20 protein-coding genes are annotated in these 20821 nt (G+C 76.2%); 12 read left to right on the top strand and 8 right to left on the bottom strand.

Annotated features, from left to right (window positions below):
* Positions 1-45 precede the first annotated feature (45 nt).
* The 3 genes from CLV92_RS04885 to CLV92_RS04875 all read left to right on the top strand — a co-directional run bounded on the left by CLV92_RS04885 (position 46) and on the right by CLV92_RS04875 (position 2316).
* On the top strand, positions 46-1362 hold the full coding sequence (locus CLV92_RS04885) for a CoA transferase (RefSeq protein ID WP_104431704.1): 1317 nt from the start codon (positions 46-48) through the stop codon (positions 1360-1362).
* A gap of 89 nt (positions 1363-1451) precedes the next feature.
* Complete coding sequence (locus tag CLV92_RS04880; RefSeq protein WP_104431966.1) at positions 1452-1850, top strand: hotdog fold thioesterase; 399 nt, start codon at positions 1452-1454, stop codon at positions 1848-1850.
* 91 nt (positions 1851-1941) lie between these two features.
* Positions 1942-2316, top strand: coding sequence for an SseB family protein (locus CLV92_RS04875; protein WP_104431703.1), 375 nt, complete (start codon positions 1942-1944; stop codon positions 2314-2316).
* A gap of 24 nt (positions 2317-2340) precedes the next feature.
* On the opposite strand, the gene CLV92_RS04870 is transcribed toward CLV92_RS04875, so the two are convergent.
* The gene (locus CLV92_RS04870) at positions 2341-3138 is read right to left on the bottom strand and encodes a sugar phosphate isomerase/epimerase family protein (RefSeq protein ID WP_104431702.1); all 798 of its coding nucleotides are present in this window, start codon (positions 3136-3138) and stop codon (positions 2341-2343) included.
* Between the two features lie 167 nt (positions 3139-3305).
* Between CLV92_RS04870 and CLV92_RS04865 the strand changes: the two genes are divergently transcribed.
* Positions 3306-4541: an ROK family transcriptional regulator gene (locus CLV92_RS04865; protein ID WP_104431701.1), complete on the top strand. Its 1236-nt coding sequence runs from the start codon at positions 3306-3308 to the stop codon at positions 4539-4541.
* 66 nt (positions 4542-4607) lie between these two features.
* Positions 4608-5747: a Gfo/Idh/MocA family protein gene (locus CLV92_RS04860; protein WP_104431700.1), complete on the top strand. Its 1140-nt coding sequence runs from the start codon at positions 4608-4610 to the stop codon at positions 5745-5747.
* 10 nt (positions 5748-5757) lie between these two features.
* Here CLV92_RS04860 and CLV92_RS04855 read toward each other — a convergent pair whose 3' ends face one another.
* Both CLV92_RS04855 and CLV92_RS04850 read right to left on the bottom strand, forming a co-directional pair.
* Positions 5758-6777 (bottom strand): o-succinylbenzoate synthase, encoded by a 1020-nt coding sequence (locus CLV92_RS04855; RefSeq protein ID WP_104431699.1) that lies wholly within the window; start codon positions 6775-6777, stop codon positions 5758-5760.
* 27 nt (positions 6778-6804) lie between these two features.
* The gene (locus CLV92_RS04850; RefSeq protein ID WP_104431698.1) at positions 6805-7137 is read right to left on the bottom strand and encodes a hypothetical protein; all 333 of its coding nucleotides are present in this window, start codon (positions 7135-7137) and stop codon (positions 6805-6807) included.
* Between the two features lie 64 nt (positions 7138-7201).
* Between CLV92_RS04850 and CLV92_RS04845 the strand changes: the two genes are divergently transcribed.
* Entirely contained in the window at positions 7202-8152 is a 951-nt protein-coding gene (locus CLV92_RS04845; RefSeq protein ID WP_211290876.1) for a 1,4-dihydroxy-2-naphthoyl-CoA synthase, read from the top strand.
* Positions 8153-8276: 124 nt separating this feature from the next.
* Positions 8277-8642 carry a hypothetical protein gene (locus CLV92_RS04840; protein WP_158257133.1) on the top strand — a complete coding sequence of 122 codons (366 nt, stop codon included), beginning with the start codon at positions 8277-8279 and terminating at the stop codon, positions 8640-8642.
* A 446-nt stretch (positions 8643-9088) separates the two neighbouring features.
* Here the strand turns inward: CLV92_RS04840 and CLV92_RS04830 are convergent, their stop codons facing one another.
* The 3 genes from CLV92_RS04830 to CLV92_RS04820 form a co-directional block, all read right to left on the bottom strand.
* On the bottom strand, positions 9089-9850 hold the full coding sequence (locus CLV92_RS04830; RefSeq protein ID WP_104431695.1) for a hypothetical protein: 762 nt from the start codon (positions 9848-9850) through the stop codon (positions 9089-9091).
* A 195-nt stretch (positions 9851-10045) separates the two neighbouring features.
* Entirely contained in the window at positions 10046-10378 is a 333-nt protein-coding gene (locus CLV92_RS21895; RefSeq protein WP_211290875.1) for a hypothetical protein, read from the bottom strand.
* Positions 10379-10646: 268 nt separating this feature from the next.
* Positions 10647-12491: a hypothetical protein gene (locus CLV92_RS04820; protein WP_104431693.1), complete on the bottom strand. Its 1845-nt coding sequence runs from the start codon at positions 12489-12491 to the stop codon at positions 10647-10649.
* 386 nt (positions 12492-12877) lie between these two features.
* Here CLV92_RS04820 and CLV92_RS20900 point away from each other — a divergent pair, with 386 nt between their 5' ends.
* Together CLV92_RS20900 and CLV92_RS04810 are read left to right on the top strand one after the other, a co-directional pair.
* On the top strand, positions 12878-13279 hold the full coding sequence (locus tag CLV92_RS20900) for a hypothetical protein (RefSeq protein WP_146099421.1): 402 nt from the start codon (positions 12878-12880) through the stop codon (positions 13277-13279).
* A gap of 455 nt (positions 13280-13734) precedes the next feature.
* Complete coding sequence (locus CLV92_RS04810; RefSeq protein WP_104431691.1) at positions 13735-14811, top strand: right-handed parallel beta-helix repeat-containing protein; 1077 nt, start codon at positions 13735-13737, stop codon at positions 14809-14811.
* An 801-nt stretch (positions 14812-15612) separates the two neighbouring features.
* Here the strand turns inward: CLV92_RS04810 and CLV92_RS04805 are convergent.
* Positions 15613-16404, bottom strand: coding sequence for a helix-turn-helix transcriptional regulator (locus CLV92_RS04805; protein WP_104431690.1), 792 nt, complete (start codon positions 16402-16404; stop codon positions 15613-15615).
* Positions 16405-16487: 83 nt separating this feature from the next.
* On the opposite strand from CLV92_RS04805, the gene CLV92_RS04800 reads away from it, so the two are divergent.
* Positions 16488-17069 carry a GNAT family N-acetyltransferase gene (locus tag CLV92_RS04800; protein WP_211290874.1) on the top strand — a complete coding sequence of 194 codons (582 nt, stop codon included), beginning with the start codon at positions 16488-16490 and terminating at the stop codon, positions 17067-17069.
* On the opposite strand, the gene CLV92_RS04795 is transcribed toward CLV92_RS04800, so the two are convergent.
* Complete coding sequence (locus CLV92_RS04795; RefSeq protein WP_104431689.1) at positions 17015-18307, bottom strand: DUF418 domain-containing protein; 1293 nt, start codon at positions 18305-18307, stop codon at positions 17015-17017. The genes CLV92_RS04800 and CLV92_RS04795 overlap by 55 nt on opposite strands.
* A gap of 117 nt (positions 18308-18424) precedes the next feature.
* Between CLV92_RS04795 and menE the strand changes: the two genes are divergently transcribed.
* The gene (gene menE / locus CLV92_RS04790; RefSeq protein WP_104431964.1) at positions 18425-19678 is read left to right on the top strand and encodes an o-succinylbenzoate--CoA ligase; all 1254 of its coding nucleotides are present in this window, start codon (positions 18425-18427) and stop codon (positions 19676-19678) included.
* A 342-nt stretch (positions 19679-20020) separates the two neighbouring features.
* The coding region (locus tag CLV92_RS04785) for a PAS domain S-box protein (RefSeq protein ID WP_158257132.1) at positions 20021-20821 on the top strand (801 nt) is incomplete at its 3' end.

Here is a 20821-nt window from a genome sequence, read left to right as displayed (position 1 = left end):
AGGGGCTGGGGCAGGGGCTGGGGCTGGGGCGCCAGACTGGGCGCCGTGCTGGACGAGGCGTGGGCCGCGCTCGGGGGCGATCCGGAACTCGCGGCGCGGGTCGCCGTCACGGGGTCCTGCGCCCTGCGCTCGCCGCTGCCCGTGGGAGACCTCGCCGTCGCGACCGTCGCCGCGCAGCGCCTCGCCGCGGAGGAGGCGCGCGCCGCCGCCACCGGCGCTCCCGTGGCCGCGGTGGCGCTGGACGCCGCGCACGTGGGCCTCGCCTTCCGCAGCGAGCGCCACGTCCGCCTCGACGGCCGGCCGGCCGGTGCGGGGTTCCACCCCTCCTCCCGCTTCGCCGCCTGCCGCGACGGCTGGGTGCGCCTGCACGCGAACTACCCGCACCACCGGGTCGCCGCGGAGGGCGTCCTCGGCACCGACGTCGCGGCGGGCGCGCGGTCGTGGGCGGCGGCGGAGCTGGAGGAGGCCGTGGTCGCCGCGGGGGGCGTGGCCGCGGCCGTGCGGACCCCGGCGCAGTGGCGCGCGACCCCGCAGGGCGCCGCCCTGACCGCGCAGCCGCTGGTGGCGCTGCGGCGGGTGGGGGACGCGCCGCCCCGGCCGGCGCGGCTGGCGGGCCTGCGGGTGCTGGACCTCACGCGCGTCATCGCCGGGCCGGTGGCGACGCGCACGCTGGCCTCCTACGGCGCGGACGTGCTGCGGGTGGACTGCCCCCGCCTGCCGGAGGACCCCGCCGCCCTCCTGGACACCGGCCCGGGCAAGCGCAGCACCCTGCTGGACCTGGCCGTCGCGGGCGAGCGGGCGGAGTTCGACCGGCTGGCGGGCGCGGCGGACGTCGTGGTGCTGGGGTACCGGCCCGGTGCCCTGGCGGCGCTGGGGGTGGACGCCGCGAGCCTGACCGGCGCGCACCCCGGGCTGGTGGTGCTGGAGCTGTCGGCGTGGGGCGCGGCGGGGCCGTGGGCGCTGCGGCGGGGCTTCGACTCGGTGGTGCAGGCGGCCTGCGGCATCGCGTCGGTGTGCGCAGCGGAGGACGGCACGCCCGGGGCGCTGCCCGCGCAGGCGCTGGACCACGGCACGGGGCACCTGCTGGCCGCGGCGGCGCTGCGTGCGGTCACGGAGCGGTCCCGGCACGGCGGCGGCTGGACGGGGGCGCTGTCGCTGGCGCGGACGGCGAGCTGGCTGCTGGAGCGGCCCCGCGCGGAGACCGACCCCGAGCCGGACCCCGGGCCGGACCCAGGGCCCTACCTCGCGGACCTCGGCTCCCCGTGGGGCACGGTGACGCTGGTGCGCCCGCCGGGGTCGCCGCTCTGGCGCCGCGGGCCGGTCCGGGCCGGTTCCGACGCCCCGGGGTGGCTCCCCCGCTGAGGGCGCCGCGGCGGCTGTGGCATCGTGCCGGAGTGAGCGACGACGCCCCCACCCGGACCCCCGCGAGGCCCCTCGACCTGCCCTTCGCGATGTCGGACTTCATCCTCCGGATGGGCATCGAGTTCGTGGAGGCCAGTCCCGAGCGGCTGGTGGCGACGATGCCGGTGGAGCCGAACACGCAGGTGATGGGCCTGCTGCACGGCGGGGCGAGCTGCGTGCTGGCGGAGACGATGGGCTCGGTCGGGGCGATGCTGCACGTGTGGCCGGACGCCGTGGCCGTCGGCACGGACATCAACGCCACCCACCACCGCAGCGCCCGCAGCGGGATCGTGACGGGGACGGCCACCGCGCTGAGCCTGGGCCGCTCGCTGTGCAGCCACGAGATCGTCATCACCGACGAGGAGGGCCGGCGCGTCTGCACGGCGCGGATCACGAACCTGGTGCGGCCGGTGCCGCCGGGCTGGGAGCCGGGCGGGAAGGCCTCCTGAGGCCCGGTGCGCCGCCGCGTACGGTGGGCGGTGGCTGCGCCGCGCAGCGGGAGGTCAACGCGCACCACGACGCGCACGGAGGAGAAGCACTGTGAGCACGCCACCCAGCGCACCGGGAGCACCGTCGCCCGCCGAGGCGGCCCTGGAGGCGGCGCGCGGACGCGGCACCGTGGACGAGGAGCTGCTCGCGGTGCTGCGCGTGGAGCCGCTGCTGTGCGCCGCCGAGGAGGTCGCGGACGAGGTCCACTTCAGCATCCAGGACGTGCGGGGCTTCCCCGCCGCCCTGGCGTGGACGAGCAGCGATCAGGTCCGGGCCGCGGGCTGGGACGGCCCCGTGCTGCGCCGCACGGGCCGGGAGGTCGCCACCCTGCTGCTCCGCTCCCCGGTGGCCCTGGTCCTGAACCCGGCCGTGGGCACCAGCCTGGTGCTGCAGCCGCCGCTGGTCTCCAAGCTGGCCCGCGGCTGACCCCTCCGCGGGAGCGGGCGCGGGTCAGAAGTCGGACAGTCCCCGCTCGCGCAGGGCTGCGGCGTTGCCCGCGAGGAGCTCGAACTCGTCGAGGTCAGTGGAGTCGATCTCGGCGACGTGCCAGCGCGCCTGCGTGGCGGCGACCGCGGCCTCCACGTCGACCCGGCCCTGCCCGAGGGGGAGTTGCGGCTCGTCGGGGCGCGCGGGCCCGTCCTTGAGGTGCAGGGAGACGGCGCGCTCCCCGAGCATGCCCAGCACCCGGGCGGGGTCCTGCCCGGCGGCGGTGGCCCAGTAGACGTCGAGTTCGGCGACGAGGGCGTCCCCGACCCGGTTCCAGAACCGGTCGTAGCCGGTGGTGCCGTCGCCGAGGTCGGCCCACTCCCACCAGTGGTTGTGGTACCCGAGCGCGATGCCGTTGCCGCGCAGCGCTTCCGCGACCTCGAGCATGCGGTCGGCGAAGGCGTCCACCGTGGTGGCGGCAGCGAAGGCCTCGTTCTCGAACCCGGCGACCATGCCCGGGGTGGGGGCGAAGACGGTGGTGGCCCCGAGCGCGTCGAGCTCGGCGAGGAGGGTGTCGACGTCGGCGGGGACGGCGGCGTGGGTGCCGCTGACGGCGAGTCCCTCGGCGTCGAGGGCGGCGCGCAGGTCCGTCGCCCGCCGGAGAGCGGCAGGGGCGTCGGCGGGGTCGAGGGCGCCGAGGCCGAAGGGCTCGACGTGGCGGAAGCCGATCTCGCGGAGCCGGGCGAGGGTGGCGCCGAGGTCGGCCGCGTAGTGCTCTCGGACGCTGTACAGCTGCACCGAGAGCTTTCCGGGGTGACTCACGGGACCTCCTGCGCCTGGGCCTGCGGGGTGGGCTGCGGGTGTCCGGCGCGGTGCGCCGTCCCGCCCGAGCACCGTACGCCGGGCACTTGTGTCTGACAAGCGACAAAAATAGGCTGCCTGTCGACCGAAAAGCGCCGGCCCGTCACCGACCCGGAGAGGAGGAGGCGATGCCCCCCGCAGCCTCCCTCCCTCCCGGCCCGCTGCGGCTGACCGCGCCCGCCCTCGCGGGGCGCAGCGACGAGGAGGCGGTGCGCAGCGCCCTGCTGCGCCTCGTCGCCTGCGGGGCGGCCACCAGCAGGGCCGAGCTCGCCCGCACCACCGGCCTGGCCCGCTCCACCGTCACCACCCACGTCCAGGCCCTCCTCGCCGGCGGCGCCCTGCGCCCCGCGCCGCAGCCCGCCGGGGCCCGCGGCGGACGCGGGCGCCCCACCGAGCGGCTGGAACTGGTCGGCGACGCCGGCACGGTCCTCGTCCTCGACGTCGGCACCGCCCGCAGCGGCCTCGCCGTCGCCGACCTCGGGCAGCGCCGCCTCGCCACCGCCGAGGTCGCCCTGCCCGTCGAGGCCGGGCCCCGCGAGCACCTCGACGCCCTCGCCGGGCACGCCCGCGCCCTGCTGCGCGAGGCCGGCGGCGGGCCCCTGCGGGCGGTGGTCGCCGGGCTCCCCTCCCCCGTCGACGTCTCCCGCGGAGTTCCCGTCCGCCCGCCGATCATGCCCGGCTGGGACGGGCACCCCGTCGCCGCGGACCTCGCCGAACGGCTCGGCGTGCGACCCGTCGTGGACAACGACGCCAACCTCCGGGCACTGGGAGCCGCGCGCGCCCTGCCCGCGGAGCAGAGCCCCCTGCTGCACGTCGAGGTGGGGACCGGCATCGGCGCCGGCCTGGTCACCGCCGAGGGCGTCCTGCACCGCGGCGCGGACGGGGCAGCGGGCGACATCGGCCACGTCCGCGTCCCCGGCGCCGACGACGTCCGCTGCCGTTGCGGGAGCACCGGATGCGTCGAGGCGGTGGCCTCCGCCGCGGCGCTCGCCGCACGGCTGGTCGGAACGGGCGGCGCTCAGGGCGTGGCGGCACTCGTCGCCCGGCTGCGCGCCTGCGACCCCGACGCGGTCCGGCTCGCGCGGGAGGCCGCCCGGACGCTGGGCGAGGTCCTCGCCACCGCGGTGCACCTGTACAACCCGCGCCGGATCGTGCTCGGCGGCCCCCTCGCCGAGGCCGGCGACGACCTGCTGGCCGGCGTGCGCGAGGTCGTCTACTCCCGCGCGCTGCCCCTGGCCACCCGCAACCTGCACCTGTCCACCAGCCCGCTGGGCGAGGGCGCCGGGCTCGCCGGCGGCGTCGTCGCGGCCGTCGAGCAGGCCCTGTCCCCGCGGGGGGTGCGGGAACTGCTCGCCGGCCCCTGAGAACCCCACCGGACACCCCGACCCGAGATCCACCCCCGAGAAACCACCGCCACCGGAGGAGCCCCCATGACGACCAGCGGCACGACGAGTTCCGAGACCGGCGGCACCACCCGCACCCGGCGCGGTGTGGGCATCCTCGGCACCGGCGTCATCTTCCGCGCCTACGCCCGCGGCCTGTCGACGCAGCCCCACCTGCCGGTGCTGCGGGTCGCCGACCTCGACGAGGACCGGGCCAGGGCCGCCGCCGCGGAGTGGGACATCCCCCGCATCGGCACCGCGGAGGACCTGCTCGCCGATCCGGAGATCGAGATCGTCGTGAACATCACCCCGCCCGGCGCGCACGCGGCCCTCACCGACGCCGCCCTGCGCGCCGGCAAGCACGTCTACGTGGAGAAGCCGCTGGCCGCCACCGTCGCCGACGCGGAGCGCAACGTCGCCACCGCCCGGGAGACGGGCCGCCTGCTGGGCGGGGCGCCGGACACGTTCCTGGGCACCGCGGGGCAGACCGCCCGCACCGCAGTGGATTCCGGGCTCATCGGCCGCCCGTTCGCCGCGACGTCGTTCGTGCGCTCCTCGCGGGCGGAGACGTGGCACCCCGAGCCGTCGTTCCTGTTCCGCGCCGGCGGCGGGCCCGTGCTGGACATGGGGCCGTACCACGTCGCGGCGCTGGTGAACCTGCTCGGCCCGGTGGAGCGGGTCGTCAGCGCCAGCAGCCGCCCGGAGCAGCAGCTGCTCGTCACGGCCGCCGACAAGCGGATCGACCGGGTGGACGTGGAGATCGACACCCACTCCACCGCGATCCTGCAGTTCGCCTCCGGTGCCCTGGCCACGACGATGTACTCGTTCGACGTGTGGGACACCGAACTCCCCCACATCGAGGTGTACGGCACGGAGGGGACCCTCGCGGTGCCGGACCCGAACTACTTCGACGAGCCGGTCCGGATCCGCCGCCGCGGGGAGCGGGAGTGGCGGGAGCTCCCGGCCGCCATCGCCCGCACCACCCCCGAGCCGCCGCACCCGTTCCGCGGCCTGGGGGTGGCCGACCTCGCCGCCGCCCTGGACGGCGAACCGCACCGCACGTCGGCGGAGTTCGCGCTGCACGTCCTGCACGTGCTGGCCGCGGTCCAGGAGGGCAGCCTCGACGACGGGGTGGTGGCGATCCCCAGCCGCCCGCGGCGCCCCGCCGCCGTCGCGCCGCAGGCCTGACGCGGCGGGCTCAACGCCGCGGGAGGAACTCCCAGCAGTCGGCGATCCGCCGCCGCCACCAGTCGGCGCGCTCGCCGGGGGCCGCGTGCGCCGCGAGGAGCGCCCCGTCCACCTCCACCGCCCCGACGGGCAGGCGCCCCGCCACCGGAACCCACGGGCGGGGCGTCACGTCGGCGGCCAGCAGCGCCGCCGTGCCCAGGCCGCACGCGAACGGCAGCTCCGGCAGGGCCGCGGCCAGCGCCACCCCGGCGGCGATGCCCACGGAGGTGTCCAGGGCGCTGGAGACGACGACGGGCAGGCCGCACGCCTGCGCCACGGCCAGCGCCGGGCGGATCCCGCCCAGCGGCGCCACCTTCAGCACCACGACGTCCGCGGCCCCGGCGGCCGCCACCCGCAGGGGGTCCTCCGCCTTGCGGATGCTCTCGTCGGCGGCCAGCAGCACGTCCACCCCGGCCGCGGCCAGCCGCACCCGCAGCCGGGCCAGGTCGGCGAGGTCGGCGCAGGGCTGCTCGGCGTACTCCAGGCCCACCGGCGCCAGCGCCCGCAGCGCACGCTCCGCCTCGTCCAGGGACCACGCGGCGTTGGCGTCGACGCGGATCCGCCCCGCCGGGCCGAGCACCTCCCGCACCGCCCGCACCCGGTCGACGTCGTCGGCGAGCCCCTGCCCCGGCTCGGCGACCTTCACCTTCACCGTCGTGCAGCCGTCGTAGCGGGCCAGCACCTGCCGCACCTGCGCGGCGGGCACGGCGGGCACGGTGGCGTTGACCTCGACCCAGTCGCGGACCGCCGGCGGGGAGCCGGTCCAGGCCGACTCCAGCGCCGCGGCCAGCCAGCGGGCGGCCTCGGTGGGGCCGTACTCCAGGAACGGCGCGAACTCCCCCCATCCCGCGGGGCCGCGCAGCAGCACCGCCTCGCGCTCGGCGACGCCGCGGAAGCGGGTGCGCAGCGGGAGCCGGACCACCGCGGCGCGCTCCAGCACGTCGCTCAGGGCGACCTCGGGCGGCCGGACGTCGGGCGAGGAGGGCGTCACGCCCCGATCCTCGCCCCATGGCAGCGGTCAGCCGGTGGGCGGGGTCCCGGCGGGGCCGGGGCCCTCTGCGGCGGGCCCGGCCCCGTAGGCGGCGGTGAAGTCGTCGACGGCACCCACCACCGCCCGACCCAGGTCCGGAGCGAGACCCGCCTCCGCCAGCGCCTCGTGCGCGTCCCGGCCGGCGCACCGCGCCGACCACGCCAGCTGCGCGGCACGGGCGATCTCCACCCGGTCGCCGGCGCCCGCACCGAGCCGGTCCAGCACCAGGCCCGCCGCCCAGTCGGCGTCGAACACCCCCGACGGCGGGCCGAAGACGCGCTCGCCCTCGACGTAGCGTCCACTGCCCCCGGTGTGACCCATGCCGCGACGCTACTCCGCGCTGCCGCCGCGACCCGCCCGCCGCGACCCTCTACCCTCGGCGGACGTGCCTGCCCTCGACGGAGTGAGCGAGACGTTCGACCCCAGCGCCTGGGCGGAGGTGGCGGGGTTCACCGCGGCCGACGGGGTCACGGACATCACCTACCACCGCTGCACCCTCGACGGCTCGGCGCGCGGCACCGTCCGCATCGCCTTCGACCGCCCCGAGGTGCGCAACGCCTTCCGCCCGCAGACGGTCGACGAGCTGTTCCGGGCCCTGGACCACGCCCGCCGCTCCCCCGACGTGGGCTGCGTGCTGCTGACCGGGAACGGCCCCAGCCCGCGCGACGGGGGCTGGGCGTTCTGCTCCGGCGGCGACCAGCGCATCCGCGGCCGCTCCGGGTACCAGTACGCCGCCGGGGACACCGCCGACACCGTCGACACCGCCCGCACGAGGGCCGAGGGCGGGCGCCTGCACATCCTCGAGGTGCAGCGCCTCATCCGGTTCATGCCCAAGGTCGTCCTCGCCGTCGTCCCCGGCTGGGCCGCGGGCGGCGGGCACAGCCTCCACGTCGTCTGCGACCTCACCCTCGCCAGCGCCGAGCACGCCCGCTTCAAGCAGACCGACGCGGACGTGGGCTCCTTCGACGCCGGCTACGGCTCCGCCTACCTGGCCCGGCAGGTCGGGCAGAAGTTCGCCCGCGAGATCTTCTTCCTCGGCCGTCCCTACTCCGCCGCCGACGCCCACCGGATGGGGATGGTCAACGAGGTCGTCCCCCACGCCGACCTGGAGCGCACCGCGCTGGAGTGGGCCGCGGCCATCAACGGCAAGTCGCCCACCGCGCAGCGGATGCTGAAGTTCGCGTTCAACGCCGTGGACGACGGCATGGTCGGGCAGCAGGTGTTCGCCGGGGAGGCCACCCGCCTGGCGTACATGACGGACGAGGCCGTCGAGGGGCGCGACGCGTTCCTCGAGAAGCGGGAACCGGATTGGTCGGAGTTCCCCTGGTACTTCTGAGAGCCCGGTGTTGTCACAGGTCGAGCGCCTGCGGTGACTGGCCGGGGCACATCCGGGGCACATCAAGCCCGCCGACTCCCTTCGTGGGCGAGCACCGCACTCGAGCTGGCCTACCGTTGCGGACGTGATGGACGAGCAGGTCTGCCGGCGGTGCTCACGTCCCGTGAGTGCCCCGGCACGGGACTACGAGATCTTCGAGCAGATGCACTACGTCTGCTTCCACTACGAGTTCGAGCACGACATGGGCTCCGGCGCGACTGACGTCGACTCGGACTGCGGCATCCCAGGCTGCCCGTCCGGCTTGATGCCGCCGGTGTCGCCCAGTTCAGACGCACAGCAGGCGCTGAGGGACATCACGGAGGCGTTGCGCGATCCCTACTCGCCGGACGCGTGGCGGGTCGAGCCTCATGGACCCGCAGAGCTGACGATGATCCGACACGGCCGGTCGATCCGCGTCATCGTCGCGGATGTGCCCCCGGAGCAGTCGTAGACATGCGTCGGCACGCTCCGCAAGGAGCGTGCGAAGGACGATCCTTGCCAGCCCAGGCCGCATCCACGGCCCGGCGGGTGCGGTCGTCGGACCCCGGCATGAGGTGCCCGTAGGTGCTCAGCACCAGGGAGGCGTCCTCGTGCCCCAGCCGCTCGGCCACGGCTACGACGGACTCCCCCGCGGCCAGCAGGAGGCTGGCGCAGTGGTGGCGCAGTGCTGCCACGGCAGGAAGCCTCCGACTCACCCAGGCCCGGCGCGCTCGGGCAGCACTCGTGGCACGGGCTTGCCCACTCAGCCGGGGAGGGCCTGGAGGAGGGGGCGGTCTGGGTGCGGGGCTGGCTGCCGTGTCCTCGTCGCTGCCGCCGACGGCCGCATCGTGACGTCGGCTCACGGCCCCGGCTCGTGGCCCAAGCCGTTCGCCCCGGCAGGCCACCCGAGATCTCATCTCAGCGGCGGCGCCCACCCGGGTTGGGCGCGAGCGCCGGCACTGGTCGATAGCCGGGCTCGGCGGCCGAGGAGGGATTCTCGCCCAGGCCGTGGAGGCGACGCCGCACATCGGCGACACGGGTGTGATCGCGGACCAAGACGCAGACTTGCGGATGTCCGTCCTGCAGTCCGGTGAGGTTCGGCGCGGCGAAGACGGCGGTGTCAGCGCCCAGCCAGGAGCGCCCTAAGCGCCCGGAGGCCTGTGGCTGGATGGCCAGGTCCTCAACCATGGAGCCCGTCACCGCCTCCGGAGCCGCTGTGTCGATCCAGGCGTAGTGCCAGCGCTGCACGGCCGCCCACAGGGCGCAGTGCTCCAGCAGCATGGCGAAGGAGTCCAGCAGTGCGGTGAACTCCCGAGACCACGCCGCGGCGAAGACGCCTTCGGTGGACAGGGTGAACGCGCACTGAGCTTCGTCATGCTCGGCCGCACGGAAAACCACCTCGCCGCTCGAGGTCTGCCAGATCGGTCGCCCGCGGAAGACCCCCAGGAGCAGGCCGGGCCACAGGGGACCGCCCGCGATCGGCAGCATCAAGCCTCCGTAGCGGTCGTGGAAGGCATGGGCCAGCGGCACCGCGGCGGCCAGCTCCCGCGGCAAGCTCTGCCCGTCCCCATCGCGTGTCCCCAGGTCGGCAGATCGTGGGGCGTCTGACCTGACGGCGTACTCGCGGAGGTACCGCTCCACGCGCTCTGAAGGCGTCATCTCCGTCAGCCACGCTGCCACGTCTCCACGTTAGGGACTTGACCGCGACACTTCCCGCTAGGAAGTCGATCCGACCCGAGCCGCGAGTGCCACGCCGGTGCAGCAGCGACCCCACCGCTTGATGACGCGCACCACCGCTCGACGTGCCACCAGCTGCACCAATGCGACCCAGCGACACCACCGCGCGTCGTTCGGGACGAAGAGGACGCTCTCCGCTCAGCCCTCGGCCCCTTGCACCCGGGGGTGCGTCAGGAAGTAGAGCGCGACCTGGTGGTTGTGATCACGATGTCCAGCGACTTCGAAGCGCAGGTGGGTGCCCTTGGCCGGCAATTCGAAGTCTCTGGGCATGCCAACGATCTCGGCGAGACCCATCGCGTCCGGAAAACCATCGATCCTGATGAAGCAACCGAACGGGAGAGTGGCAACCACCATTCCTGTCACCGGCGTCCTTGGCGGCAATGCGGCCACGGTGGCTGTCCACGTCTCACTGGTGCGAGGTCGCCAGCCACTCTCCTCGAGGTCCTGCCAACCCTGGTCGCAACTACTCATGTGTCCACCTCGCCGACCGAGTCCTCGGACGCCCGCCTCGCCATCCTCGCCTACCTACGGCCGTGCCCGCTGCGCGCCCGTAGCAGCAGCACTGAGGCCCCTCCCCCGGTCTTCCACGGCGCCTCGCGGACACTCCGCTGAGCACGGACGCCCGCGATCCGCACCCCCGCCCCAAACCTTCCCGAGCCGATGACCTCGGGGCACGTGTGGGGCACAAACGCCCACCGACCGACGCAGCCCTGCACGAGGGGGGCCACGCGATCGCCGCTCACCCGGCCACCGGGGACCGGAGGAACCCCGCCACGACGACCACGGCGGCGAAGACCGCCCACCAGGCCCACCTGGCCGCGCCGCGCGACGTGGCCTGAACCGCACCCGGGGCCACCTGCGGGGTGAGCGCCCGTTCCCGCAGCACGGCCATGGCCGCCCCCACCTGGGTGGCCTCCTCCGCCCCGCGGAAGGGCCCTACGGAAACCGGCTCCTCGCGCCCCGCCCAGGCGAGCAGGAGCCGCCGGCCGTCCCGGCGGGCCCCGTGCAGCCGTCCCCAGGGCAGCCGCTCGACCTCCCCCAGGTGCAGCACCTCCAAGTGGGTGGGGTGCAACCGGACCGCCGACGCCAGCAGCACCGCGCCGGCGCGCAGGACCTGCGCCGGGATCAGGAGGAGACCGGCCACCACGAACCAGTCCTGCACGAGGAGGACCACCGCCGCCGCGCCCGCGAGGGCGACCGCGACCAGAACCGCACCCAGGACGCGTCGCGGCCCGCGCGGCCGGACCAGCAGCGGCAGTTCCGGTTCCGCGCGCAGCACGCCGGCGGGAACCGGCTCCCCCGGTGGCTCGAACCCCTCCGGCGGCTCCATCCCCTCCGGCGGCTCCATCCCCTCCGACGACGGCGACGCCGGCGCGCTCGGCCGGTCCTCCGACGCGGGTCGCAGGGGACCGCGCTCCTCCCCCCGGGGGGCCCGCAACCTGCCCGCGGGGACGAGGGCACCGGAGGCTGTGACCACGGCGACCCAGCCGCCGTCGTGCAGCGATCCGGCCAGCACCGCAGGCTCCGGACCTGCGTCCCGCTCCTCGTCGTCGTCCTCGTCGTCGGCCAGGACCGGGTCGTCGGGGAAGTCGATCTCCCCGCGCCACCACCGCCCGAACAGCTCCTCCTCGGCGCCGTCGAACCCCCGACCGCCCGAGACGCCGTCCCCGGCCGGTGGCGCACCCCACCCGAGCGGCACCACCGCCACGGGCCGGTCGTCGGCCCCGTCCGGCGGCGGGTCGGCCGCCAGCACGAGCAGGCGGTCCCCCTCGTCGAGCACGCGCACCCGCAGGCCGGGCCGGCCCCCCGCCCGGATGCGGTCGACGGCGCGACGACGGGACGCCTCCTCCCACAGCAGGGCGGCCGCCCCGCCGAGGGCCGCCAGGACCGCGGCCAGCCACATCGTGGGATCGTGCGGCTCCGCCACCAGCCGCCCCCACCCCGGGTCGGCCGGGTCGACCAGCAGGGGCACCTCCTGCCCCACCCGGTACGGCAGGGTCTCCAGGACCTCCAGGTCGAGGCGCTGCCCCGTGTCCCGCACCTCCACGACGACGGTGAACTCGTCGCGGACGTCCAGCACCGTCGCGCGGACCTCCACGGCCCGCGCGACGTGCGCCTGCTCGCGGTGGACCTCGTACCCGTACCAGCCCGCAGCGGCCACGGATGCGGCGGCGAGCAGGGCGGCTGCGCCCACCCGCGTGGGGCGCCAGGGAGCGCGCGCGAGCTGCGGCACGGTGAGGGGGATCCCTCCGGCGGCGTCGGTGGCGATGCGCGCCTGCGCAGCCCGCGCACCCCGGTGCCACAGCGCGGCGGCGACGCAGGCGAGCGCGAACCCGGCGGTGACCGCGGGCTCGGTGGTCTGGTGGGCGAGCAGCTCGAGGACCGCGGCGGCGGCCCCGAGCACGCACCCGGCCACGGGCCGGCGCGGCAGCAGCGCCGGTGTCCCCAGCAGCAGCACGAACCACACGGGGAACATCGGGTCCGGACCGCAGTACGACGGGTCCTCCGGGGTGCAGGGAGCGGTGTCGGCCTCGAGACCCACGACGAGCTGGACGATCCAGAGGGCGAGGATGCACCAGCGCACCCAGATCGGCGCGCGGGCGTCGCGCCAGCGAGCGGCAGTCCCGGGTGCCAGCGGCAGGACCGGCGGGAGCGGGACGGGTGGGAGCGGGGCGGGTGGGACAGGAGGCACGGGCGGTCCGTCGGTCGAGGTGGGCAGCGGCTCCGCCCGGCGAGGAGGGCATCGGGGCACGCCCCCTCGTCGTTACCCGCGGGCGGCCGACGCGTGGGCCCGGCCGCTGAGCCGGTCCCGGTCACCACCGCCGGCACGGGTGGGCTTCGACCGGAGCGCGCGAGCGGCCACCCCCTCGCGGAACCGGACGCGCACGGCCTGCTCGACGGCGGCGCGGGGTTGACCGGGCACGTCGCCCGCGCGACTGGGCCTGTCCTGCGGATCTTGGCGAGGGCTGGATGATCTTCCGTTCTCGTCGATGTGCGCGCGGCGCTGGGGACTCCTGGCCGGCGCGTGGTTCAGGGCAGCGGTGGCAGCTCGCCCTTGGTGAAGCGGGCGGCGGTGGCCTCGAAGACGCCCTGCAGGTCCTGCCGCACCCACTGCGCGACCTGGGCGTCGTCGCCTCGCCAGCCGCCGGCGGGTGCCTGGCGTGGCTGGCGCTGCTGCCGCTCAGCGTGCCGTGGATGCTCGTGACCCGGCGCCTGCGGCACACGCCGCGCAACTACTGGCGCTACGCCGCGGAGTGGCTGGACGTCGCCCTCCTCACGATCCTCTTCCTGCCCTGGGCTCCCTCCGTGCCGCGGCCCTCGTGGCCACCCCGGGGCTACAGCGGCAGCCACCTCCTCGACGAGCTGTTCTGAACGACTGATCTCAGAGGGTGCGGGTGAGTCGTCGCAGCATCATTCGTGAGTGGGCGATCTGCACCATCGAAACCGCCGAGGTGATCGTGCGCTCGTGGTCGCGGGCCAGGCGGCGTGCCCGGCTGGGGGCACCTCCCGCGCGGAGCGTGCGGGAATCCGGGCGAGGAAGCGCTCCACGACCCAGCGCCGGGGCGGCACGGTGAACCCGGCGCTGCCCGGATGGCGGCGGATCACCACGACGTCGATCCCCAGGCGGCGGGCATGGTCGGTGAAGGCCTTCTTGAAGCCTCGATCGCGCGAGGGCGCCCGGGCTTCTCGTCCGGGGCCGGTGCGCCCGACGTGCCCGGCACCCCGGCCGAGTCGCCGTCGAGTTCCTCCTTGCCGGAAACCCCCGTCCGGGCGGTGGCTCTCTGCCAGGATCCTCCCGCCGATCCAGGCACCAGAGGGGGGAACTCATGAGGACCATCATCAAGATCGCCGCCGCAGCGGTCACGCTGCCGCTGGCCCTGCTCACCGCTCCGGCCGCTACCGCGGCCAGTCCGGCGGCGAAGCAGGTCACGTGCGGCTCGGAGGTGCAGGGCCGGGTCGTGCTGACGCGGGACCTGAACTGCACCGGCCCGGGCCTGATCGTGAAGACCTCGGGCACGACCATCGACCTGAACGGGCACACGCTCCGCCACGCCGGGGGGACGGCGGAGTGGAACGTCCCCGGCATCACGGTCGGCTACTACAGCGACGACTACACGCGCACCGACGACGTCACCATCCGCAACGGCCGGATCGAGGGGTACGTCTACGCGGTCGAGGCCGTCTTCACCGAGCGGCTGACCGTGGAGGGCCTGGGGACCCCGAACGCGATCTCCAGCGGGTACAGCGGCGGACTCACCGTCCGCAACTCCCGCATCGACGGCGGGGTGGGCCTCGACTACCACGGCGCCGCTCTGATCGAGAAGAACCACCTCGGCTCCGCGGGTGGCCGGGGCGGCGGCATCACCATCCGGAACAACGTCTTCACCGACCGCGGAGTCAACCTCTACGAGGGTGGCGACTCGCAGGTGACGGGCAACCGCTTCACCGGCAGCGGCGGCATCGCGCTCGGTGACAGCATCCGGAAGGTCACCGTCGAGGGCAACTCCGTGCAGGGCGCCCTCACCGGCATCACGCTGTACGGCATCTGGCTGGAGGACATCGAGATCCGCAACAACCGGATCCGCAACAGCGGCTGGAGCGGGATCCTCGTGGCGGACGATGCGCAGAGCGTGCACGATGTGCTCATCGAGGGCAACAAGGTCACGCACAGCGGGTTCGGGCCGTACGGGGACTGGGAGGGCGCAGCGCCCACGCCCCCCGGCATCCGCGTGGCCGCGTCCTCGGTCGAGGGCGACGCGCGCGACGTCACCCTGCGCGGCAACCGGGTCCGGAGCAGCGCCGGACACGGCATCTTCGCCCCCGGTGGCACCGACGGCGGCGGCAACCGCGCCAGCGGCAGCAAGGTCCAGCCGGACTGCGTCGGCGTCACCTGCCGCAGGTGAGCCGGACCCCGGGTCCGCTCGCACCGGAGCGGGTCCGGAACCGGTGAGCGCGCTGCGGGTGGGGTTCGTCGTGACGGGCCCCACCCGCGGCGCCGTCCCCCGCGCGACGCGGGGAGCATCGGCAGCAGTGCGTTCGACCGCCACCGCACGCATGAAAGCGGCGATGCCGTAGAACACCACGTCGGCGAGGACCTTGCCCAGGACGAGTCCCACCACGGCGGAGGACGTCGCCACCGCCGCCAGCCAGATCAGCAGGGGACGCAGCAGGACGGTGTCCAGCACCTCCCCGGGCCCGAACTCCACGACCACCGCGCGGGCCGACGCGGCGCGTGCCCGGAACCGCTGGGCGCCTCCCCGGCACGGTGCGGCTGGCGAGGAACGGCCCGCCCGCAGCAGTGCGTGCGCGTAGAACCCCAGGGACTCCGCCCAGGAGGCGACTGCGGCGGTGGCGGCCAGGCTTCCCGTCAGCCACAGGGTGCCCAGCCCGGCCAGCAGCGCGCTGGAGGTGGCCGTGACCTCCAGCGGCAGGTACCGGCGCAGCGCCGCACGCAACCTCGGCGCCCTGCCGGGCGCCGGGAAACCCCGCGGGTGGAACCACCACATGGACGCCACCCCCCGGGTGCGACGCTGCACCGGTCGGCGGATCCCCGGCGGCCGCCGCGCTGCTGGACGGGCCGCCGTCGCCGAGCGCCCTGCGGGGCGCGCGTCCGCCGGTGCAACGGTAGGCAGCGGCGCCCGGCCGCCTCCATGCGTACTTCCACGTACGACCTCCAGCGGAGGGCTCCACCGGACGAGCCGCCCTCAGGGCGCCGCGGCCCCGCCCGTGCCCCGCGGGCTCCACCGCTGCACCGCCTCCACGCGGTTCGTGACACGGAGCTTGGCGTACACGTGCTCCAGGTGCTTCTCCACCGTCCGGGCGCTGCAGCCCACCGCGCGGCCGATCTGCCCGGACGTGCACCCGCGGGCCAGCAGGGCCATCACCTCGTCCTCCCGCGCAGTCAGCTCCGATCCGGCCGGCGCGGCGGGGAGGGCCGGCGCCGCACCGGTACCCGGACGGGGGCGGCCGGGCGGGAGCAGTCGCCGCAGCCCGGCGCGCAACTGCGGGCGGAGGAGGGCGAGCAGGTCGCGCTCGCGCTCGGTGAAGGGCGTTCCGGCCCGGTAGCACGTCACCGTCCGCCAGCGGTCCCCGGAGCGCTCCAGGACGCTCGTCACCTGGTCGTCGACGCCCTCGGCCCGCAGGGCCTCCCCGTACAGCCGCGAGGACCGCCACGACGAGGCGGTCTCCACGTCGCTGAGTCGCAACGCGCCCCGCTGGAGCACGTCGTCGGCGCGGCGCACCAGCGGGTGCTCGCACATGAGGTCCTCGTGGCCCGGGAACGGGGGCGTCGGCAGCGCCGAGGCGACCCGCCAGCGGAGGACCTCGCCGCCCCGCCGGACCACCTCGGAGTCGTGGTAGAGGAAACCGTCCGCGTGCAGCAGGCCGGTCAGCGCGGGCGCCACCGCCGAGGCCACGTCCTCGGGCCGCTCCGCTCCGGCCAGGACGGTGACCACGTCCAGGGCTGCACGCAGGTCGCGCGCACGCAGCGACGCCACCCGTCGAGTCTGGAACCGGCCCGGCAGCCCGTCAAGGACGCCGACCGCTCACCGCCGGCCCCGCGCTGCGCGACACTGCCCGGGTGCCAGCCCTGCGCGAGACCGTCACCGAGCGCCTCCTCCTCACCGCCGTCGGCGCCGGGGACGTCGAGGAACTGCACGCCCTGCACGCCGACCCCGCCGTCTGGGAGCACCTGCCCTCGGGCCGGCACACCGAGCGCGCGCAGACGGAGGCGATGGTGCGGCGGGCGGTGCAGGGCTGGGAGCACCACGGGCTGGACATCTGGGCGCTGCGCCCGCGTGCGGGTGAGGGTCCCCGTCCGCTGCTCGGCGTCGGCGGCTGCACCCTGCGCTTCGGCGCCGCCTGGAACGTCGCCGCCTGGAACCTGTACTACCGCCTCGCGCGCGGGCAGTGGGGCCGCGGCTACGCCCAGGAGCTCATCGCGGCCGCCCGCGACGCCGCGACCGCACTGGAGCCGGGGATCCCGGTCGTCGCCTACCTCCTGGAGCACAACGAGGGGTCGCGGCGGGCGGCGGAGCGGGCGGGGCTGGACCTCGTCTGGCGCGGCCCGGACGCGGGCAACCCGGACCCGGCCGCGGTGCGCCTGGTCTACGCCGACCGGCCGCTCGGCCGCTCGACGCTGGCGCTGTTCACCGAGACCTGAGCACCGGAGGCGCGGCCGTACGTCAGCCGGCGCAGCAGGGCCTCCGCGGGGCCCCGGCGCCCGCTGCCCGCCAGGACGTTGGCCGCCACCAGCAGCCCCGCCCACGTCAGCAGCGCGATCCCCGAGGCGGCGGCCGTGCCCACCCACGTGCCCAGCCCACCGCCCCACGCCGCGAGCACGGCGCAGAACACCACGGACTGCGCGAGGTAGCTGCTCATCGACCACTGGCCGCCCACCGCGAGCCCCCGCAGGACCGGGCCGGGGGAACCGGCCGCCCGCGCCGCCAGCAGCCCGAACACCGCCGCGTAGCCGAACGCACCCGCGTAGCCGCTGACGGAGTGCGCAGTCATCGCCAGACCGAGCTGCCAGCCCGCCTCCGCCTGCCAGGTCCCCGCGCTGACCAGCGCCAGGGGCAGGCCGCCGACGACCGCCAGGGCCAGCCCGGCGACGGCGACCCACCGCAGCAGCGGCAGGTGGCGTGCCGGCTCGTCGAGGAGGCCCCGGCTCGCGGCCCAGGCGCCCAGCGCCACCGCCGCGGTGATCAGCAGGGGGGTCAGCAGGGTGCCGCTGGTCCACTCCACGAGCCGCAGCAGTGCGGCCCAGCCCGCGGACTCCTGCCCCAGCGACGGCATCATGGCCGTCGTCTCCAGGTGGAACAGCCCGCGCAGGAACGCGAAGCCCGCCAGCAGCAGCACGCCCACCACGACGAGGACCGCGCGGCCGCGGCGGTGCCCGACGAGCACGCCCGCGAAGAGCACCGCGACGAGGCCGTAGGCGCCGATGATGTCGCCGGACCACAGCAGGATCCCGTGCAGGGCGCCGATGAGGATCATCCAGCCGCCGCGGCGGCGCACGAGGCCGCGCACCGAGGCCGGGTCGCCCCCGGCCTGCTGCCGGCGGCGGGCGAGCTGCACGAGGCCGTAGCCGAAGAGGAGGCTGAACATCGGGTAGGCGCGGCCGTCGACGAGCAGCGTCTGCGCGAAGGCCACCCAGCGGTCGAGGGCGCTGCCCGCCTCGGCGACCGGGTAGGCGGTCGGCGTGACGGCGCGGCCGACGAGGTAGATGTGGGCGTTGGCCAGGGCGATCAGCAGCAGCATCGCCCCGCGGGCCACGTCGGGGGCCAGGGAGCGCTGGCTCAGCGGCACCGCCCGCGCCGCGGGCACGGGCGCGGCGGGCACCGGAGGTGCGGGTGGAGCGGGGCGGGGTGCGAAGACGGGTCCCCCGGCGGCTGTGTCCATGTCGTGAACGCTACGGAGAGGCGCCGTGCAGGGCGTCGGCCCATCGGATGCGCCGGCTCCGACCATCGGGTGGGGCCGAGCACCCGATCGGTGCGCGCACGGTGGGAGAGTGACGACGTGAGCGCCGCCCGGCTCCTGCAGCCGCTCCCCCTGCCCACCGGGGCGGCCGTGCTCGCAGCGCTGCCCCGGCTGCGCGCTGCCCTCGACGGCACCGGGCCGGCGCTCCTCCCCCACCCGGCCGGCTCCCCGCCCCCCGCCGACCTGCTGCCCGGGGAGCCCCTGGCGGCCGCCGAGGACGACCCGGACGACCCCACGGCCGTCGTCGTCTCCACCTCCGGGTCCACCGGCACCGCGAAGGGCGCGCTGCTCAGCGCCGCCGCGCTGCGGGCCTCCGCGACCGCCACCCGCACCCGGCTCGGCGCCCCCGGCCCGCCGGGCGGGGAGCAGTGGCTGCTCGCCCTGCCCGCGCACCACGTCGCCGGCCTGCAGGTGCTGCTGCGCTCGCTGCTGGCCGGGACGGAACCCGTCGTCGTCGACCTCGCCGGCGGGTTCACCCCCGCCGCGTTCACCGCCGCCGCGGCCGCCTGCACCGGCGCGCTGCGCCGCACCTCCCTCGTGCCCACCCAGCTCCTGCGGCTCCTCGACGCCGGCGCGGAGGCCACCGCGGCCCTCGCCTCCTTCGACGCCGTCCTCGTCGGCGCCGCCGCCACCCCGCCCGCCCTGCTGGAACGCGCCGCCGCGGCGGGCGTGCGCGTCGTCACCACCTACGGCTCCAGCGAGACCTGCGGCGGCTGCGTCTACGACGGCCTCCCCCTCGACGGGGTGCACGCCGACGTGGAGCCCGCGACGTCGCGGGTGCTGCTGTCCGGGGACGTCGTGGCCCGCGGCTACCGCGCACGCCCGGACGCGCCCGCCTTCGACCGCGACCCGGCGGGGCGGCGCCGCTTCCGCACCGACGACGCGGGCGTCCTGCGCGCCGGCCCGGGCGGATCCGGCCAGCGCCCGCGACTGGAGGTCCTCGGCCGCCTCGACGACCTGGTCACCACCGGCGGCCTGAAGGTTGCGCCGGCGCTGGTGGAGGGCGTGCTCGTGCAGCACCCCGCCGTGGCCGAGGCCGCGGTCGTCGGCGTCGAGGACGAGCGGTGGGGCCAGCGCCTCGTCGCCGCCGTGGTGGCGCGGGAGGCCGCGGGCGGCGTGGACCTCGCGCAGCTTCGGGCCTTCGTCACCGCCCGCCTCGCCGCGCACGCCGCCCCCCGTCAGCTCGTGCTGCTGCGGGAGCTGCCGCTGCGGGGGCCGGGCAAGCCGGACCGGCTGCTGCTGCAGCGCCTCGCGCGGGAGTCGGCGGTGGCACCGGAGCGGGCGGACGGCTAGGGCCGGTCCTGCGGATCGGGGAAGCGCTCCGAGCGGTCGTGAGGGGCGGTCCTCTGGCGCAGCACGAGGACCTTGCGGCGCGCACCGAGCCCTCGTCCGCAGCGACCAGCCGTTGCTGACGAGGACTCACCCAGCGTCCGGGACCACCCGTGAGTGCACACGTCGACGGGGGTCACTCGGACGGGGCAGCGCCGGTCAAGTGCGCGGGCCCGGTCGCCGATGGCTCCAGGTGGGGCGGGGTCCGCCCCGGACCGGGGAGGGGACCGAGTGGGCGCTGGAGCGGGACCGACGACGCCCCGTCCCGCGACCACGAGCACCCGGGCGACGGGAGCGCATCCCGTGGTGGCGGGCGCCCTGACAGCGGTCCTCGTGCTGCCCCTCGGATGGCTGCTGGCGCAGCACGGGCTGATGGTCCTGCCGCTGTGGGTGTTCGTCCTCGCCTGCGCGCTGCTGGGGGTGGGGTCGCAGAGCCGCTACCACCGCTGGCTGGGCGGGCCAGGGATGGACCGGCGCCACACCCTGCGCGTCGCCGTCTCGTTGTCGCTGACCGCAGTGGTCAACGCCGCGGTCGGCACCGGGTTCCTGCTGCCGCTGTCGGCGGTCATCACCGGCGCGGTCCACATCGGCTGGTCCAGCGGACGCACGTGGCGACCCGTCGCCGTCACCACCGGGGTGCTCCTGGTGGTGCAGGCGGCTCTCCTGGAGAGCGGAGTGCTGCACTCGCCGCTGCCGGTGGCCACGGCGCACGTCCTCACGGCGCTCACCGCCGCGACGGGCCTGCAGGCGCTGCTGCACGTCGCCCGCACCGCGGACCAGCGCCTCGCCGCGCTGGCCGAGCTGGGCACGGCGCTGACCGAGCTGCGCTCCGCGGAGGCGTGGTTCCGCGCCCTCGTGCAGGACTCCCACGAGGTCCTGGCCACGATCCGCCCCGACGGGACGCTGTCCTACGTCAGCCCCTCCGCCTCCACCGCGTGGGGAACCGACGCGCAAGCCCTGCGGGGCACCGACTTCCTGGACCTGCTGCACCCCGAGGACGTGCTGGAAGCCCACGCCCGCTTCTCCCAGTGCCTGGAAGCAGGCGGTGCGGAGCCGGTGCGGGCCGAGGTGCGGCTGCGGGTCGCCGCCGGCGAGCACCGGTGGATG

Origin of the sequence: Kineococcus xinjiangensis, assembly GCF_002934625.1 — a bacterium.
Classification (GTDB): Bacteria; Actinomycetota; Actinomycetes; order Actinomycetales; family Kineococcaceae; genus Kineococcus_A; species Kineococcus_A xinjiangensis.
This window is presented reverse-complemented; position numbering and strand designations above follow the sequence as displayed.